Origin of the sequence: Parvularcula mediterranea (assembly GCF_013085255.1) — a bacterium.
In the GTDB taxonomy this organism is placed as follows: domain Bacteria; phylum Pseudomonadota; class Alphaproteobacteria; order Caulobacterales; family Parvularculaceae; genus Parvularcula; species Parvularcula mediterranea.
Genome location: NZ_JABFCX010000001.1, coordinates 23,896 through 39,036, shown reverse-complemented (window position 1 = coordinate 39,036; position 15,141 = coordinate 23,896). Strand labels below are relative to the sequence as shown.

The 15,141-nt window shown below is 63.9% G+C and carries 11 protein-coding genes; 6 read left to right on the top strand and 5 right to left on the bottom strand.

The features are described from left to right. Window positions 1–141: 141 nt before the first annotated feature. From HK107_RS00155 to HK107_RS00140, 4 genes are all read left to right on the top strand, one after another. Window positions 142–1,200 (top strand): efflux RND transporter periplasmic adaptor subunit, encoded by a 1,059-nt coding sequence (locus HK107_RS00155; RefSeq protein WP_173195608.1) that lies wholly within the window; start codon window positions 142–144, stop codon window positions 1,198–1,200. Beyond that, a complete protein-coding gene (locus HK107_RS00150; protein ID WP_173195606.1) occupies window positions 1,197–4,277 on the top strand; it encodes an efflux RND transporter permease subunit in 3,081 nt (1,026 codons plus the stop codon). The genes HK107_RS00155 and HK107_RS00150 overlap by 4 nt, the downstream gene beginning before the upstream one ends. Further along, complete coding sequence (locus HK107_RS00145) at window positions 4,274–5,605, top strand: efflux transporter outer membrane subunit (protein ID WP_173195604.1); 1,332 nt, start codon at window positions 4,274–4,276, stop codon at window positions 5,603–5,605. The genes HK107_RS00150 and HK107_RS00145 overlap by 4 nt, the downstream gene beginning before the upstream one ends. Window positions 5,606–5,683: 78 nt before the next feature. Continuing rightward, a complete protein-coding gene (locus tag HK107_RS00140; RefSeq protein ID WP_173195602.1) occupies window positions 5,684–6,181 on the top strand; it encodes a hypothetical protein in 498 nt (165 codons plus the stop codon). 3 nt (window positions 6,182–6,184) lie between these two features. Here the strand turns inward: HK107_RS00140 and HK107_RS00135 are convergent, their stop codons facing one another. The 3 genes from HK107_RS00135 to HK107_RS00125 all read right to left on the bottom strand — a co-directional run bounded on the left by HK107_RS00135 (window position 6,185) and on the right by HK107_RS00125 (window position 11,602). Beyond that, the gene (locus HK107_RS00135) at window positions 6,185–6,691 is read right to left on the bottom strand and encodes a hypothetical protein (protein ID WP_173195599.1); all 507 of its coding nucleotides are present in this window, start codon (window positions 6,689–6,691) and stop codon (window positions 6,185–6,187) included. After that, a complete protein-coding gene (locus HK107_RS00130; RefSeq protein WP_173195597.1) occupies window positions 6,672–9,230 on the bottom strand; it encodes a M1 family metallopeptidase in 2,559 nt (852 codons plus the stop codon). Before HK107_RS00130 ends, HK107_RS00135 begins: the two co-directional genes overlap by 20 nt. A 149-nt stretch (window positions 9,231–9,379) precedes the next feature. Further along, window positions 9,380–11,602, bottom strand: a complete 2,223-nt coding sequence (locus HK107_RS00125; protein WP_173195595.1) for a S9 family peptidase — start codon at window positions 11,600–11,602, stop codon at window positions 9,380–9,382. Window positions 11,603–11,956: 354 nt separating this feature from the next. On the opposite strand from HK107_RS00125, the gene HK107_RS00120 reads away from it, so the two are divergent. Continuing rightward, the gene (locus HK107_RS00120) at window positions 11,957–13,264 is read left to right on the top strand and encodes a DEAD/DEAH box helicase (RefSeq protein WP_173195593.1); all 1,308 of its coding nucleotides are present in this window, start codon (window positions 11,957–11,959) and stop codon (window positions 13,262–13,264) included. A gap of 3 nt (window positions 13,265–13,267) precedes the next feature. Here HK107_RS00120 and HK107_RS00115 read toward each other — a convergent pair whose 3' ends face one another. Beyond that, a complete protein-coding gene (locus tag HK107_RS00115) occupies window positions 13,268–13,447 on the bottom strand; it encodes a hypothetical protein (RefSeq protein ID WP_173195591.1) in 180 nt (59 codons plus the stop codon). Between the two features lie 173 nt (window positions 13,448–13,620). Between HK107_RS00115 and HK107_RS00110 the strand changes: the two genes are divergently transcribed. After that, window positions 13,621–14,409 (top strand): CPBP family intramembrane glutamic endopeptidase, encoded by a 789-nt coding sequence (locus HK107_RS00110; RefSeq protein ID WP_173195589.1) that lies wholly within the window; start codon window positions 13,621–13,623, stop codon window positions 14,407–14,409. Between the two features lie 4 nt (window positions 14,410–14,413). Here the strand turns inward: HK107_RS00110 and panD are convergent, their stop codons facing one another. Then, the gene (gene panD, locus HK107_RS00105) at window positions 14,414–14,776 is read right to left on the bottom strand and encodes an aspartate 1-decarboxylase (protein ID WP_173195587.1); all 363 of its coding nucleotides are present in this window, start codon (window positions 14,774–14,776) and stop codon (window positions 14,414–14,416) included. Between the last annotated feature and the right edge of the window lie 365 nt (window positions 14,777–15,141).

Below are 15,141 nucleotides of genomic sequence, written 5' to 3'. Positions count from 1 at the left end.
TAGCTTCACGCCCACGAGAATGTGAACTTGGCCCCGGCAAGACTGCTTTTCACAGGCGAACCTAGCGCCGCGGCCAAACCTTCTCTTAGTGACAGTTCCCGCCTCACCTGACTGGAAACCGACTTGCCTAGACTTTTGACGATGGCCCTCCTCTTCTTGATCGCTGCTTGCGGCGAGGCTGAGGAGTCGCGCGGCGGCTTCAGTGAAGCGCCGACGCCGATTGTTCCTTTCGAAGTCGAAATGGCCATGGATGCCCGCGATGTTCAGGCGGTGGGCACCGCACGCGCCAAGACCGCCGCTGCCGTAACCCCTGAGACGGCGGGCATTGTCGACGAAGTGGTCTTCCAGCCTGGAGACTTCGTCGAAGCTGGCGCACCGCTGATCCGTCTGGAGGCCGATGACGAACGCCTTGCCCTCCGCCTCGCCGACGTTGCGGTGCGGGAGGCTGAGCAGCTCCTCGCCCGTTACCGGCGGATCGAGAACACCGGCGCCGTCTCGGACAGCGCCATCGATGAGGCGCGGACCCAGCTCGAAGCGGCCAAGATCAACCGGGAGCAGGCCCGCCTGCGCCTTGCTGAGCGCACCGTCACCGCGCCCTTCGCCGGCTATGTGGGCCTCTCCGACGTCGACCCAGGCAGCCGCGTGGGGCAGGATACCGTCGTGGCGGCCCTCGATGACCGACGCTCGCTCTTCATCGACTTCACCGTGCCCGAGGACGTTTTCGGTCAGCTCTCGATCGGCGACATCGTCGAGGCCACGGCCTTTTCCGAAGGGGACACCCCAAGGGATGCGCGCGTCGTCTCCCTCGATAGCCGGGTGAACCCGGACAGCCGCGCCTTCCGCGCGCGCGCCGAGCTCGACAATCGCGAGGACACGCTGCGCCCGGGGATGAGTTTTGAAGTCCGCTTCTCCGTTCCCGGAAGAACCTATCCGCTCGTCCCCGAAGCCGCCATCGTCTGGGGCTCCGACGGTGCCTATCTCTGGGCCGTCCGTGATGGCAAAGCTGAACGCACGCCGGTCAGGATCGTCTCCCGCGAAGAGGGGCGTGTGCTGATCGAAGCGCCCCTGCGCGAAGGCTCTATCATCGTCGCCGAAGGCGTCCAGAAAGTCCGCCCGGGGACAATCGTTACCTATGAAGGCCAGCGCAGGCCCCGGCCTTCGAGCACGTCGGGCGGCGGCGCAGGGACCCTCAACGAATGATGGGCGGCCTTCCTTCCCTCGCTGTCAAGCGGCCGCTCCTCGCCTCCGTCCTCAACCTGCTGATCGTGATCGCAGGCCTCGCGGCTGTCTTCGGTGTCGAGGTCCGCGAGCTTCCCGACGTCGACCGCCCCATCGTCACCGTCCGGGCCGTGCTCCCCGGTGCCGCGCCAGAAACGATGGACGCCGAGGTCACCTCGATCCTCGAAGGTGCCGCAGCAAGGGTGCAGGGCGTCAAGACCATCCGTTCGTCCTCGGAGGAAAACAATGCCCGCATCCGGGTGGAGTTCCGTCCGGGCACCAACCTCGACGTTGCCGCCAACGACATCCGGGAGGCCGTGGCCCAGGTCCAGCGCCAGCTCCCCGCCCGTGTGGAGGAGCTCGGCGTTACCAAGGCCGACGACGACGCCGACCCCATCGTCCAGATGGCTGTCCTCGCGCCCACCCTCAACGAAGAGGAACTGACGCGGATCATCGACAATGACATCGTGCCTGAGTTCCTCGCCATCGATGGCGTTGCGTCTGTCGGCCAGTTCGGCGCTCGGGAGAAACAGCTCCGTGTGGTGATCGATCCCCTGCGCCTCAGCCGCTACGGCCTGACCGTGGGCGATGTCGCGAACGCGCTTCAGTCCGCGCCCTTCGACGTGCCGGTCGGCAGCTTCCTCTCCGAAGACCAGGCCTTCCTCGTCCGTGCAGAAGCCACCGCCGCGACGCCGGAGCGGATCAAGGCCATCGTCCTGCGCGATCAGGTCACCGTGGGCGATGTCGCCGAGGCCTTCTTCTCGCCAGCCGATGCCACCGCCTTCGTGCGCCTCAATGGCCAGCGGGTGATCGGCCTTTCCGTTGTCAGGCAGGCCCAGTCGAACACCATCGACATCTCCGACGCTGTGGGCCGTGTGGTCGAGCGCCTCAACCGCCGCTTCGACAATGTCGAGATCGTGGTGAACACGGATGATGCTGTCTTCATTAGGGCGTCCGTCCGCGAAGTGATCACTTCGCTTCTCATCACCATCGGCGTCGTCATGGCGACGATCTTTGCCTTCTTCGGCTCAGGCCGCGCGACGCTCATCCCCTCCCTCGCCATCCCGGTGGCGCTGGTGGGCACGCTGGCAGGGATCTATCTCCTCGGCTTTTCGGTCAACATCATCACCCTCCTAGCGCTGGTCCTCGCCACGGGCCTCATCGTCGATGACGCCATCGTGGTCCTCGAAAACATCCAGCGCCGCCGCTCCGAAGGGGCAGAGCGCCGCGCCGCAGCCGTCCTTGGCACGGGCCAGGTCTTCTTTGCCGTTGTCGCCACGACAGCCGTCCTCGTCTCCGTCTTTGTGCCGATCAGTTTTCTGCCGTCGGAGTCAGGCCGCCTCTTCCGTGAGTTCGGCTTCACCCTCGCCCTCGCCGTCATCATCTCGAGCTTCGTCGCTCTCACCCTCGTCCCGGCCCTCGCCTCGCGCATGGGCACGGGCCGCGACAGCCTCTGGCCTTCCGTCGCGAAGTTCGGCTCCTCCGTCCAAGGAGGTTATGACCGCGCGCTCAAGTTCTGCCTCGACAGACCCATAGTCCCCGTGGGCCTCAGCCTTGCAGCAGCGGCAGGCGCAGCCTTCGTCTACACCGTCCTGCCAAGCGAGCTGACGCCCCCTGAAGACCGCAGCCAGATGTTCGTCTTCGCCCGTGGCCCCGACGGCGTCGGCCTCGACTACATGGACCGCCAGACCGACCAGATCGAGGAGGCCTTCCAGCCCTATATCGACGACGGCACCCTCAAGGGACTCTACACCATCGTTGGCCGCTACGATCCGAACATCAGCTATCTGACGATCCCCATGGCCGACTGGTCCGAGCGCGAGCTTTCCCAGCAGGACGTCATCAATGCCGTCCGCCCCGAACTCAGCCAGATCCCCGGCGTCAGGGCCTCTCCTTTTGGCAGGGGCAGCCTGCAGGTCGGCTGGGGCGGCTCCCGTCAGGGCCTTCAAGTCGCGCTCACGGGCGGCGACTACCAGCGCATCTTCCTCTCGGCACGCGCCCTTTCGGACGCCGTGGAGGCCGACAGCCAGATTCTCCTCAACCCCGAGATCAGCTACCAGCCGACCCAGCCGCAGGTCGCCGTCAAGGTCGACCGTCAGCGTGCGGCAGACCTCCAGGTCAGCCTCGACGAGCTGTCCGTCACCTTACGCACCATGGTCGGCGGCGAAGAGATCATCGACCTCAATGTCAATGACCAGGCGATCCCGATCGTCCTCCGCGCCCAGGTCGGAAGCGTCGCTGACCCTTCGGACCTCCAGAACCTCTTCATAAGGACGGAAGGCGGCAGCCTCGTCCCCCTCTCTTCCCTCACCCAGATCGTCGAGGAAGGCGTCGCGGCGGAGCTTGATCGCACGGAGCAGCGCCGGGCCATCGAGTTCGAAGCCGACATCGCAGAGGGCTACACGATCGATGAAGCCATTGCCGAGCTCGGCCGCCTCGCAGAAAGCACGATCACGGACGATATCGATATCCTCCTCCAGGGCGAGGCCGCGAGCCTCGATGAAAGCTCGCGCGACATCCTCCTCACCTATGCCTTCGCCTTCGTGATCGTCTTCCTCGTGCTGGTCGCTCAGTTCGAAAGCCTGACCTCCGCCGTGGTGGTCATTCTCTCCGTACCCTTCGCCTTGGCGGCGGCCATCCTCTCGCTGTCGCTGACCGGCACGTCCCTCAACCTCTACAGCCAGATCGGCCTCGTCATGCTGATAGGGCTGATGGCCAAGAACGGCATCCTGATGGTGGAGTTTGCAGACCAGCTTCGCTCCGCAGGGCGCTCCGTACGGGAAGCAACGGCAGAGGCTGCATCCACCCGCCTCCGTCCGATCGTCATGACACTGATCTCCACGGTGCTCGGCGCCCTCCCCCTCATCCTTTCCTCGGGCGCAGGGGCCGAAGCGCGCCAGTCGATCGGCTGGGTCGTCTTCGGTGGCCTCGGCATCGCGGGCATCTTCACCCTCTTCCTCACCCCGGTGATCTATCTCGGTATCGCGAGGTTCGGTGCCTCGCGCTCGGCCGATGAGGATGCACTGGAGCGCGAACTCCAGGAGGCAGGCGCCCTGTGAGAGCTCTCGCCTTTGTCTTCCTCCTCGGCGCCTGCGCCGTAGGGCCTGATTATCAGCGTCCGGATCTTGATCTCCCCGCCTCCTTCACAACCGGCGAGGCCGAGCCCGTGAAAGCTGGCCCTTGGTGGGAAGGCTTTGAAGACCCCGTCCTCAACGATCTCGCAGGTCGCGCGCTGTCCGAAAACTTGTCCGTCGCAGCCGCCGAGGCCCGCCTCCGCCGCGCTGGCGCCTTCGTCACAGCAGAGCGCTCGGACCTCCTCCCCATCGTTGACGGCTTCGTTGATGGCTCCACCGCAGACGGACAATTGCCGCAAAGCTCTGCAGGCCTCTCCGGCGTGTTCGTCCCGGACATCCTCGGTGGCCGCCGCCGTGAGTTGGAGGCGGCGCGCGCGAGCACCCTCGCCTCACGCCTCCTCCTCGACGACACTCGCCGGATCACCGCGGCCAGCCTCGCCTCTTCTTATGTCGAGCTCCGACGCACAGACGCCCGCCTCGCGCTCCTCGCGGAAAGCCTCGACCTCCAGCAGCAGACCCTGCGCATTGTCCGCCTCCGCGCTGAAGCAGGCCTCGCCGCCGACCTCGACGTCCAGCGCGCCGCCTCGGACCTCGCCCAGACCCGCGCCCAGCAGGGGCCGCTCAACGCATCCCGTCAGCAAGCTGACTACCGGATCAGCCTTCTCCTCGCAGAAGCACCGGGCACAAACAGCATTCCCGCGTTCGAAGACGCCGCGGTCCCGAGCTTCCAAAGCGAGGTTGGCGCCGGCCTCCCCGCCGACCTCCTCCGCGCCCGGCCAGACGTGGCCGCGGCGGAAGCCGACCTCGCCCAGGCGACAGCCTTGATCGGTGCAGAAATCGCCGACCTCCTTCCCCAGTTGCGGCTCACAGGAACCCTCTCCACCCAGATCGACGGGTCAGACTTCGCAGGACAGGCCGTCAGCCGCGCCACCGCGGTTCTCGACGTACCGCTCCTCGATTTCGGCCGCCGCCAGGCCGAAGTCCGCGCCGCGCGCGCTGCCCGTGACGAAGCGCTGGCAAACTACCGCCTCGCCCTCCTCTCCGCCCTCGCCGATGTCGAGAACGCCCTCGCAGGCATCGAAGCTGCCGAAGCCCGCCGCGCTGACCTCGCCGAAGCCGTCACCGCCTCGACCCGGGCCTTCGACCAGCTCCAGGCCCTCTACAAAGAAGGTCTCGCCACTCTGATCGATGTCCTCGACGCCCAGCGCCAGCTGATCGCGGGCCGCGAGCGCTTCACCGACAGCGAAGCGGCGCTCGCGCAAGCTCATGTGAACCTTCACGCAGCGCTCGGGGCCTCGCTCGACAGCGCCTGAGCACTAGGTTTCTCCTCAAAGGCGCAGCCCGGCATCTTCCTTGCATCTCCGGGTTGTATTTCTTTTTGGGAGACAGCCATGCGCTTGCATCTCGGCTTCATCATCCTGGCGCTTCTCGCCGCCTGTGCCACCGCGGTTTCGTCCGACGACCGGGCCTGGTCCCAGATCGACCGGGTGACCGAGGTCACCTATCTCGGCAACAACCGGCTGGAGATCAGCTCCCAGAAGCCCCTCGCCATGGGCACGAAGGACATGGAGCGGGCCATGCTCGCGCGCGCCGCAGGCGAAACCCTGCGCCGGGGCGGTGAGGCCTTCGCCATCGTGAAAGTCGATTATGGCCAGCGCCTGTCCCTGCCGAGCCCGGATTATGCGCCCCTCGGCCGGACCTGGATCGGTACCTACGAAGCCCTGCTGATGGAGCGCGAGCGCGACACCGAGGCGATGGGCCGGATCACCAGCGCCCGCTACATCGTCCGTATGCTGCCAGAAGAAGATGTCGGCCTCAGGCAATCCTTCGACGCCGAGGAGACCTACAGCGCTCTCGTCGATGCCTGGATCGAGGAGAAGCGCCTCTAGACGCTAATGCTTGTGCCGTTGGTGGATCAGCTGTTCACCGGGGGCCAGCTCGCCGTTCTGAGTGAACATGCGCGTCGGGCCGTCGGAGCGCTTGTCTTCCACGACATTGGTCCATTCGCGGTAGACGGATGAAAGGACCCGGGCGCCCCTGATCTCGAGCGCAGCCGGTCCCGTCAGGTAGACAAAGACCGCATCGCCCTCGACCTCTCCGCCGAAATAGGAAAGCTCCGCCTCGCCGATATCGAGCCGTAGGCCAAGGTGGGTCGCAAGCCGCGCCTTCACCTCGTCCTTCGAAAGATCAGCATCAAGAGCTTCCGAACCTGACGCGATCCTGAGCGCATCCTCCGCATCAAGCCTGATCGTCAGAGCAGTGACGGCCTCGCCGCCAATCTCGACCCGCTCAGCGGTGATGTAGGCGTCAGGGGTCCTATGCGCCGCCGCCGTCCCCGCGCAGGCAAGCGCAAGGGACAGGGCCGCTGCGATGAAGGGCTTAGCGCCCGTCATCGTCACCTTCGGAGGCTTCGCCGCCAGCCGGCTCGAGCGGCACGGAAGGACCTTCGTCCTCCGCCGTCTCGCCCTTGGCGTCGCCGTCAAGCTCGGTCGGCTCGAGGTCTTCTTCCTCGTCAGACTTCAGCTTCACGAGGCTGTCGGCCATCTGGTTCGTCCGTGAGCGGTTCGACTTGTAAAGCTCGAAGCGGCTCTTCTGAACCTTGGACGGGAAGTCGTTGTTGCTGCCATCGGCATCGGCGATCTCATTATAGGGATCGATCTGGACGCTGACGATTTCCTTATCGGTTACCATGAGCTTCGAGAAACGCTCCGCATCATAGCGCCAGACTTCCGCCGGGAGCTGCATCTCTTCCGTCGAACCGTCCGCATAGGTCAGGACCAGCGGAATCGGCATGACGAGGCCGCCGACATTTTCGAAGTCGATGACATGGATGAAGGGATCGCGCTCCATCATCCGGTCGTAGAGCGCACGCTCCTGCGGATTGAGGCCCTTGAGGAACGACTGGAACGCGTTGCGCTGCTTGTTGTTGACCTCGAAGCTGTCGTTTTCGTTGTAGAAGTCCGTCAGCTCGTCTTCACGGCGTTGGAGACGCGTCGTCAGGCCCTCTGCGCGGTTGCGGCGCTGGACCAGCGGCTCCGGCTCGGCCTCTTCCTGGGCGTCACGCTTGAAGTCCACTTCGGCATCGGGGTCCTGCGAGGAGATCTTCATGGTCTGAAGACCCGTCACGGCGATGTCGACGTGATCGGTCGTGTACCACCAGCCGCGCCAGAACCAGTCGAGGTCCTTGCCCGACACTTCCTCCATCGTGCGGAAGAAGTCCGCAGGCTGAGGACGCTTGAACTTCCAGCGGCGCGAATACTCACGGAACGCCTCGTCAAAGAGCTCACGCCCGAGCACCGTCTCCCTAAGGATCATCAGCGCCGAAGCGGGCTTCGAGTAGGCATTGGGGCCAAATTGCACGATCGAGTCCGACTGGGTCATGATCGGCACCTGGTTGGAGCTCGTCATGTAGCGGGTGATCGCGTCGTTCGGGTTCACCTTGCCGCCGAGGATCGGGAAGTTCTCCTCCCACTCATACTCCGCGACATATTCGAGGAAGGTGTTGATGCCCTCGTCCATCCACGTCCACTGACGCTCGTCCGAGTTCACCGTCATCGGGAAGTAGATGTGGCCAATCTCGTGGATGATCACGCCGATCAGGCCGTACTTCACACCGCGGGAATAGGTGACCTCTCCGTCAGGGGCATCGTTCGCGTTCGGACGATACCCGTTGAAGGTGATCATCGGATACTCCATGCCGCCGCGTTCCCAGACGTTGACCGACTGGGCCGTGGGGTACGGATAGTTGAACGAGAACTTGTTGTAGACGTCCATCGTGTGGATCACGGCTTCAGTCGAGTACTGGTGCCAGACCGGCATCGCCTCGTTAGGGTAGAAGCTCATCGCCATGACGAACGGCATATCGTCATCATCCTGACGATAGCCCATCGCGTCCCAGATATACTTGCGCGAGGAGGACCAGGCGAAGTCACGGACATTGTCCGCCTTGAACCGCCAGGTCTTCATGCGGTCCGTGCCTTCCTTTTCGTTCTCCATCGCCTCTTCAGGGGTGACGATGAAGACCGGCTTGTCTGCGTCGCGGGCCTCTTCGAGACGGCTGCGCTGCTCAGCGGTCAGGACTTGGTTCGGGTTCTGGAGGACGCCGGTGGAGCTGACGATATGGTCAGCAGGCACCGTAATCGCGACCTCATAGTCACCAAACTCGAGCGTGAACTCGCCACGGCCGAGGAAGGCCTTGTTGTGCCAGCCCTCATAGTCCGTGAACGCCGCAAGGCGCGGGAACCACTGGGCGAGGGAGAAGATGGCGTCGTTGGTCGGCTCTTCGGCATCGACCGGGAACGCTTCCCAGCCTGCGCGACCGCCAATGACGCTCTCATTGATGATGGTGAAGGACCAGTCGATCGTGAACTCGACCCGGCCACCTGGGCGCAGGGGGCGGGCAAGATCGACGCGCATCATCGTGTCGACGATGGTGTGGCGCAGCTCGTTGCCGTTCGAGGCTGTGACCCCCTCGATCTTGAAGCCGTAATCGTCTTGCTCGAACCCTTCAATCCGCGCGAGCGCGCCGAAGGAGAGCTGCGGCGCGGTGTTCGACCCCGGACGGCGGCCAGCATCTGCAAGCCGCTCGGACGTCCTCGCCAGCGAGCCATCGGCAAACCTGTTCTGGTCCAGCGACACCCAGAGGTAGCGCAGCTCATGGGGTGAATTGTTCGTGTAGGTAATATCTTCGGAGGCTTCGATGCGGCGGTCCGCTTCGATCAGCTCCACCTCGATGTCGTAATCGACCTTCTGCTGCCAGTAGGCAGGGCCAGGCTCACCGGTAGCCGCGCGATAGACGTTCGGCGTCGGCAGTTGGTCATCGAGCTGCTGGAAAGCCCTCGCGCCCGAGCCCGTGCCGGTGAAGGTCGGCCCGTTTTTCTGGGCATACGCGCCCGGAACAATCAGAAGGAGAAGAGAAAGAAGTGATGCAAGGCGCACGTGAGCGACCCCCGTTTTGTTTGCGCGGACACTAACCACTAGGACGTTTGAGTCCAGTGAACCCGTAAGCGTGACCGCAGAAAGTTCTCATTCACGATCACAGAGATGAGAGAATGTGCCGCAGTTTGACCCTGCGGCATCAGTTTCTCTTACTCACCCGGTTTCAGGTGGCGCTCGAAGAAGTTGAGCGTCGTGATCCACCGGTGCTCGCCGACCTTGCCCGCACCGATGCCGTGGCGCTGGCCGGGATAGGTCATCATCTCGAAATGCTTACCCATCGCCTGCAGCTCGGCGAAGACGCGGGTCGAGTTGTCGAAGGTGACGTTATCGTCCGCCATGCCGTGAATGATCATCAGCGGCGTCTCGAAATCCGAAAGATACGGGAACACCGAAGAGCTCTCATAGCCCGCCTCATTGCCCTGCGGGGTATCCATATAACGCTCCGTGTAGAACGTATCATAGAGCGACCAGTCGGTCACAGGCGCTCCTGAAACGGCCGCGGCAAACGTCCCTTCAGGCGCACGCAGCGCGAGGTGAAGGGTCATGTAACCGCCATAGCTCCACCCCATGACCCCGATGCGGTCCGCATCGACAAAGTCCTGGCTCGCCAGCCACTTCGCAGCCTGCAGCTGGTCTGTGGTCTCGGCCGTCGCCATGTCGCGGTGAAGGACGTCCTCGAATTTCTTGCCCCGGCCATCGGAGCCGCGGTTGTCCATCTGGAAGACGACATAGCCCTGCTGCTGCAGGTACTGTTCCGAGGTGCGGCCCCAGCTGTTGGTCACCCGCTGGACACCCGGCCCTCCGTAGACGGAGAGGATCGCCGGGTACGTTTTGTTCGGATCGAAATCATGGGGCTTGATGACCTTATAGTGCATCACCTGCCCGTCCTCGGCCGTCAGCGTACCGAACTCCGGCGCCGAGTGTGCCCCGAGATAAGGGTAGTAGGGATGCATCCGGTTGAGGGCGTTCTCCTCGACCCAGGTGATCAGCTCACCGCCAGCCTCGTAAAGCCCGGTCTGGGGCGGCGTGTTGGGGTTTGACGAGGTGCCCACGAAGCTCTTCGCATCGGGCGCCATCGAGATGCGCCAGCTGCGGCCAAGCTGGGTCAGGCGCTGGGGCTCGCCGGGATCGGTATAGCTCACCTTGTAAAGGTGGCGCTCCAGCGGCGTGTCGAGATGCGCGGTGAAGTATACTTCCCCGGCCTCCTTATCGACAGCCTCGATCCCGATCACCTGCCAGTCGCCAAGGGTCACTTGGGTCTTCTTGCCCTCGCCGTCCCAGTGATAGATGTGCCGGAAGCCCGTCTCCTCGGTGGTCCAGAGGAAGCCATCCTCCAGCGCGCGGAAGTCATAGGAAAGGTTGATCCACGCAGGCTGTTCCTCCGTATAGACTTCTTCCACCGCGCCCGACTTGAGGTCGACCTGCGAAAGCGTCAGCTCGGTCTGGTCGCGGTTCACCGTCTGTATGAAGAGCGTATCTGCATCGGCCCAGTTGACCCGAGCAAGGTAGGTGTCAGGCGAAGCGCCCCACTCCACCTTCACCGGACGGCGACGGTCCATATCCTTGACGTAGAGATCGACGACCGCATTCGGACGGCCTGCACGCGGATAACGCTGCTCGATCACCGTGACGTCGTTCGCCGCGATGTCGAACCGCGGGATGATATCGACACCCGTTTCGTCCGTACGCGTATAGACGATACGCTGGTCGTCAGGGCTCCACCAGTTGCCGGTGTAGCGGCTCATCTCTTCCTGGGCGACAAACTCCGCCGTGCCGTAAGAGACAGCATCCTTGCCCTCAGGCGAAATCCTCCGCTCACGGCCGTTCTCGAGGTCGATCGAATAGAGCGAACCGTCGCGCAGGAAGGACACGAACCCTCCATCGGGCGAAACCTTCGCGTCATATTCAAACCCTTCGGTATCCGTCAGCTGACGGACATCCTTGTCCGCGACCGACACGAGGAAGAGATCACCGGCAAGGGGCACGAGGATCTGCTCGCCCTTGGAATCCCACTGGTACTGAACAATACCTTTGGAGCTTGCGATGCGCTTTCTCTCACGAAGCGCCTTCTCCTCTTCGGACAGCTCGAAATCGTCGGGCTCCAGCGTCTTTGAATCGACGAGCATCGCCGCTTCGCCGCTCTCCACGTCATAGGCCCAGAGGTCGAGCCGCGACTGGTCATCCTCCCGAGCCTTGAGGAAGGTCAGCATCGAGCCGTCAGGCGAATAGCTCACCGACCGCGGGCTGGTCCCCGACAGGCCAGGGCTCTCGAAAAGGCGGGAAAGCGGAAGCTCCGTCTGCGCATGGGCCGCAGCGGGAACGAGAAGGGCGGAGGCGGCGAGGAGCAAGCCTCGCAGGTTCGTCTTCGTCATGGCGCGGGTTCCTGCCTGAATTAACCACGCTCGCCAAGGCAGGAGATGGCAGGCGAGCCCCCTCCGCCCTCCGGGCACCTCCCCCGCGGGGGAAGTGCGGCGCCCCGCTCCCCCGTGGGGGAGCTGTCAGCAAAGCTGACTGAGGGGGCACAGCGCCCCTTCCAACTCTCGCCTTGACCCCGCCCCTTTTTAGGTGCACCGCACACAGGATCGCGTGGCCCATGAGCCATCGCGGCGGAGGCGCGTGAACCCGGCCCTTGCCGGTCCCTCCCCAAAAAAACACCCGATTGCGGCCCATCACGCGGCCATCTCGGACAAGCGCTTCGCCGGACGCGGGGCGCCACGAAAGTTTGCATGAATTCTTTTGACAGTTTCGGTCTCGCACCCTCGATCGTCGAGGTGCTGAAGGCCGAGGGCTATTCCAAGCCCACCCCCATTCAGGAACAGACCTTCCCGCTCTCGCTTGAAGGCCACGACATTCTCGGCATCGCCCAGACGGGCACCGGCAAGACGCTTGGGTTTGCTGCGCCGATCATCACCAAGCTCCTGAAGGAGAACGTTCGGCCAGAGAAACGGTCCTGCCGGGCCCTCGTCCTCGCGCCGACGCGTGAGCTCGCGGCCCAGATTGCCGACAGCTTCAAGACCTACGCAGGCAAGTCCAGCCTGTCGGTCGTGGTCGCCTTTGGCGGCGTGAAGATCAATCCGCAGCGGACCGCGCTCGCAAGAGGCGTCGACATCCTCGTCGCCACGCCGGGCCGCCTCGAAGACCTGATCGCCCAGAAGTTCCTGACCCTCGACCATGTGAGTCACCTCGTCCTCGACGAGGCGGACCAGATGCTCGACCTCGGCTTCATCCATTCGTTGCGCCGGATCGCCAAGCTCGTCCCGCCCCAGCGCCAGACGATGCTCTTCTCGGCCACCATGCCCAAGACTATCCGCGACCTGGCCGGCGGCTTCCTCACCGATCCCAAGGAAGTCTCCGTCGCGCCCCAGTCCTCCACCGCAGAAAAGGTCGAGCAGTCGGCCTATTTCGTGAAGCGCGGCGACAAGCCCCGTTTCGTGGCTGATATCCTGCGCCGCAAGGAAGTCGGCCAGGTCATCGTCTTCACGAGGACCAAGCACGGCGCCGACAAGCTCGTCCGCCACCTCGCCAAGGAAGACATCGACGCCGCTGCCCTCCACGGCAACAAGACCCAGGGCCAGCGCCAGCGCGCCCTCGGTGCTTTCCGGGAGAAGAAGCTCAACGTCCTCGTGGCGACGGATATCGCAGCCCGCGGCATCGACATCTCGGGCCTCGGCCATGTCATCAATTTCGAGCTGCCCAACGTGCCTGAGCAGTATGTCCACAGGATCGGCCGCACCGGCCGGGCCGACCGCGACGGCAACGCCATCAGCCTCGTCTCCGGCGATGAGAAGAGCTACCTGCGCGGCATCGAGAAGCTGATCCGGCAGGATATCCCCGTCCTGCCCGTCGGCGAAGGCTACGAGGACGACCTCGAGGACCTGCCTCCCCCCAAACAGGGCGGTGGCGGCCAACGCCAGAACCCGCGCCGTCAGGGCGGACGCGGCAAGCCTCAGGGACAGGCTCAGAAACAGGGCCAGAAACCCGCACGCGGCGGTCGCGGTCGCAGGCCGCGCAAAAAGGCAACGGCGAAAGCCTAGAGCCTACTCGCCAGCCGCTTCCTCGAAGGCTTCAGCGAGGCTTTCGAGGGCCTTCGCGGCCGTTTCCGATGCCTGCTGCAGGGTCTCTTGTGAGAAGGCCGCGCCTGAATCGCGAAGCTCTCCTGCGAGGTCCCGCAGGCGCTGCGCATGGTTGCGCGCAATGGCTTCGTCACTGTCTGTCACGCCCCTATTCTAGGGCGCGAGAGGGGTGCGGCGAAAGAGCAATCATGTTGCGTCGGAGCAATGATGCCAAGGCGGTTCGGGGCTAAGGGCCTGCGCCCGGAACCTCGCCTTGATCTTGAGCTTCGGTCCGTGTGACCCTGTTCAAATCAGCCGCATTCCAAAGCCCGCGACCCATGTTCCAGCGCCTCGTCCAAAGTCTCGCCCTCGGCATCTTCGTCGGCCTCGCAGGCGCCATCGGCTTCCTCCTCGCCAAGGGTGAGGTCAGCACGGACCTCCTCCGGCCCATGCTCACCACCGCAGGGGTAATCGCGCTGGGCGCGTTCCTCGTCAGCCTCGCCTACCTCTCCTTCGTGAAGAAGGATGAGGAAGAGGCCGGGAAGCCCTCGCCTGTCTCGATCGTCCTCGGCTCCATGGTCGGCTTCGTCGCCATGGGCACGATCGGCTGGCTGGCCGCGCACGAGATCGCCGTGCCGATCCCCGAGCTCCTGCGCTTTGACCCCCTCGCCCCGGTCATGGGCGTCGCAGCTGCCCTGCCGCTCATCGCCTTCCTGCATTTCATCATGACGTCCCGGGCCGAGCGTGTCCGCGCCTTCCGCGACAGGCAGGTTACCCTCTTCACAGAGCGCGGATTCGATGTCGGCTGGGTCTCGGTGGCCCTGATCAGCCTTGGCGCCGGGATCAGCGAGGAGATCCTCTTCAGGGGTGCGCTCCAGTCCCTCGCCACCGAGCATCTGGGCCTTCTCGCGGGGCTCGTCCTGCCCTCGATCCTGTTCGGCATCGTGCATGGCGCGAACGGGATCTACATCCTGATCACAGGGGTCATGGGGGTCTATTTTGCGGGGCTCATGGTGTGGACCGGCAACCTCCTGGTCCCGATCACCGCCCACACCGTCTACGACATCTATGCCTTGGGCGTGACCGTCGCAGCCGTCAGGGCAAGACAGCGGCTCGCCGCCGCCTGAGGCGTCAGCCCTCGAAGACTTTCTTGATCGAATTGTCCTCGTTCATCAGGACCACGGTCGGCTTGTGGGTCTTCGCCTCGTCAGCCTCGACCTCGCAGAACGCCGTGATGATCACCCGGTCGCCCTGGTGGGCATGGCGGGCCGCCGCGCCGTTCAGCATGATCTCCCGGCTGCCGCGCTCGGCAGGCAGCGCATAGGTCGTCAGACGCGCGCCATTGGTGATGTTCCAGACATCGACTTTCTCGTTCGCCAGGATGCCCGAAGCCTCCAGCAGGTCCTCGTCGATGGCGATCGAGCCCTCATAGTGCAGGTCGGTCATGGTCAGCGTCGCCTGGTGCAGCTTCGCCTTGAGCATCGACAGACGCATCACGTCTTCTCCTTCGTCGGCGTGGCTCATTTCGCCGCGCCGCAGCAATCTTCAAGGGCCGCCCTATGCACGATCTGGTAGGCCCCGTGAACCCACCCTGAGGAACCACAGCCACAGGTGGTAACCCTTATAGGAACTGTTACACAGGGTGATCCCTAAACCTTTGTCTAAAATTTGAGACGACTCCACCCGAAATTCAGTGTTTTCCGAGCGTTACCAAGTCACCAAATCGCTCGCGATCGATCACGTTTCCGTCCTGTAACTGTACGTTATGGTTGCGGAAAAGTTGATAATGTGTCCTAACTAATCGCTAACGCACGGGATAGGTGTGCCCATATTCGGGTGCACGTGCGTGGAGACGTGTA